General features: G+C 42.8%; 1 protein-coding gene. It reads left to right on the top strand.

Translation table 11 applies throughout. The features are described 5' to 3' along the window. The coding region (locus BXY75_RS17055; RefSeq protein ID WP_394347308.1) for a beta strand repeat-containing protein at nucleotides 1–2,897 on the top strand (2,897 nt) is incomplete at both ends.

Below are 2,897 nucleotides of genomic sequence, written 5' to 3'. Positions count from 1 at the left end.
ACCTCTGGTTTATCAATCAACGCCGGAACTGGTGCAATCGATGTAAGTGCATCAACTCCTGGAACTTATTCAGTCACCTATACAACTGCCGGATCATGTCCGAACAGTTCAAATGTTTCAGTAACGATTAACGCTTTAGACGATGCATCCTTTACTTATGATGCAGCTTCATATTGTACAGACGCTTCAGATCCAACACCAACTATCACAGGATTGGCTGGTGGAACATTTAGCAGTAGCCCAGCTGGATTATCAATTAACGCCGGAACTGGAGTGATTGATGTTAGCGCATCAACTGCTGGAACTTATACAGTAACCTATACTACTGCTGGAACTTGTCCGAACAGTTCAAATGTTTCAGTAACGATTAATGCATTAGACGATGCATCTTTTAATTATGATGCCGCTTCTTATTGTACAGATGCTTCAGATCCAACTCCTACAATCACAGGATTGGCTGGCGGAACATTTACTAGTACAGCCGGTTTATCAATCAACGCCGGAACTGGTGCTATTGATGTAAGTGCATCAACCCCTGGAACTTATTCAGTAACATACACAACTGCCGGATCTTGTCCGAACAGTTCAAATGTTTCAGTAACGATCAATGCTTTAGACGATGCATCGTTTACTTATGATGCCGCTTCGTATTGTGCAGATGCTTCAGACCCAACTCCTACCATTACAGGATTGGCTGGTGGAACATTTACAAGTACCGCTGGTTTATCAATCAACGCCGGAACTGGTGCAATTGATGTTAGCGCATCAACTGCTGGAACCTATGCAGTAACTTATACAACGGCTGGAACGTGTCCTAACAGTTCAAATGTTTCAGTAACGATCAATGCTTTAGATGATGCATCGTTTACTTATGATGCCGCTTCGTATTGTGCAGATGCAACAGATCCAACTCCTACTATTACAGGATTGGCTGGTGGAACATTTACTAGTACCGCTGGTTTATCAATCAACGCCGGAACTGGCGCAATCGATGTTAGTGCATCAACCCCTGGAACTTATTCAGTAACCTACACAACTGCCGGATCATGTCCGAATAGTTCAGATCAGTCAGTAACGATTAATGCATTAGACGATGCATCTTTTAGTTATGATGCCGCTTCTTATTGTGCAGATGCAACAGATCCAACTCCTACTATTACAGGATTGGCTGGTGGAACATTTACTAGTACCGCTGGTTTATCAATCAACGCCGGAACTGGCGCAATCGATGTTAGTGCATCAACCCCTGGAACTTATTCAGTAACCTACACAACTGCCGGATCATGTCCGAATAGTTCAGATCAGTCAGTAACGATCAACGCTTTAGACGATGCAAGTTTCACATATGATGCAGCTTCTTATTGTACAGATGCTTCAGATCCGACTCCTACAATTACTGGATTGGCTGGTGGAACGTTTAGCAGTAGCCCTGCTGGATTATCAATTACAGCTGGAACTGGTGTTATTGATGTTAGCGCATCCACTGCTGGAACTTATACAGTAACTTATACTACTGCTGGTACTTGTCCGAATAGTTCAAATGTTTCAGTAACAATAAATGCAAGAGACGATGCATCGTTTAGTTATGATGCCGCTTCTTATTGTACAGATGCTTCAGATCCAACGCCTACCATTACAGGATTGGCTGGTGGAACATTTACAAGTACCGCTGGTTTATCAATCAACCCCGGAACTGGTGCTATTGATGTTAGTGCATCAACTGCTGGAACCTATACAGTAACTTATACAACGGCTGGAACGTGTCCTAACAGTTCAACGGCTTCAGTAACAATCAACACCTTAGACGATGCAAGTTTCACGTATGATGCTGCTTCTTATTGTACAGATGCTTCAGACCCAACGCCTACCATTACAGGATTGGCTGGTGGAACTTTTTCAAGTACCGCTGGTTTATCAATCAACGCCGGAACTGGTGCTATTGATGTTAGTGCTTCAACTCCTGGAACATACTCTGTAACCTATACAACTGCCGGATCTTGTCCGAACAGTTCAAATGTTTCAGTAACGATTAACGCTTTAGACGATGCATCGTTTACTTATGATGCCGCTTCTTATTGTACAGATGCTTCAGACCCAACTCCTACCATTACAGGATTGGCTGGTGGAACATTTACTAGTACCTCTGGTTTATCAATCAACGCCGGAACTGGTGCAATCGATGTAAGTGCATCAACTCCTGGAACTTATTCAGTCACCTATACAACTGCCGGATCTTGTCCTAACAGTTCAAATGTTTCAGTAACGATTAACGCTACACCTAACGCGCCAGTAATTACAGGTGATGATATTCTTTGTAATGGTGAAATGACAACTTTGTCAACTACGGCTGTTGGAACTATATTATGGATTTCTGGTACTCCTAGTGTTGCTACAATTGACACAAACTCAGGTGAAGTAACTGCTATTTCAGCGGGTACAACAGATATTACATATACAGTAACAGATGTTAATGGTTGTACTTCGGAATCAGCTCCTTTTACTATCACCGTTAGTTGTATAAATGCAGTAGATGATGATTATACAGCGACAGCTGCAGAAGGAATCTTAGGAATCACCTACACAGACCTATTAGATAATGACACTTTAAACGGAGTAGCGGTTGATCCAAATGATATAACGATCACCCCAAACACGAACGGACCACTGACAGTAAATGCCAATGGAACGGTAGATGTAGCTCCTGGAACGGGACCTGGAACATACACAGTAACCTACACTATTTGTGAGATTGCAGTTCCAACGAACTGTGATACTGCAACAGTAACAGTTGTTGTTGGGAATCCTGATCCTATCGAGGCAGTGGATGATGATTATTCGGCCACTCCGGTAAACGGAACAACGGGAGGAACCCTTGCCAATGTATTTGACAACGATAC

Source organism: Ulvibacter antarcticus, from assembly GCF_003688405.1.
In the GTDB taxonomy this organism is placed as follows: Bacteria; Bacteroidota; Bacteroidia; order Flavobacteriales; family Flavobacteriaceae; genus Ulvibacter; species Ulvibacter antarcticus.
Note: the sequence above shows the minus strand (reverse complement) of the source record. Positions and strands in the feature narration are given on the sequence as shown.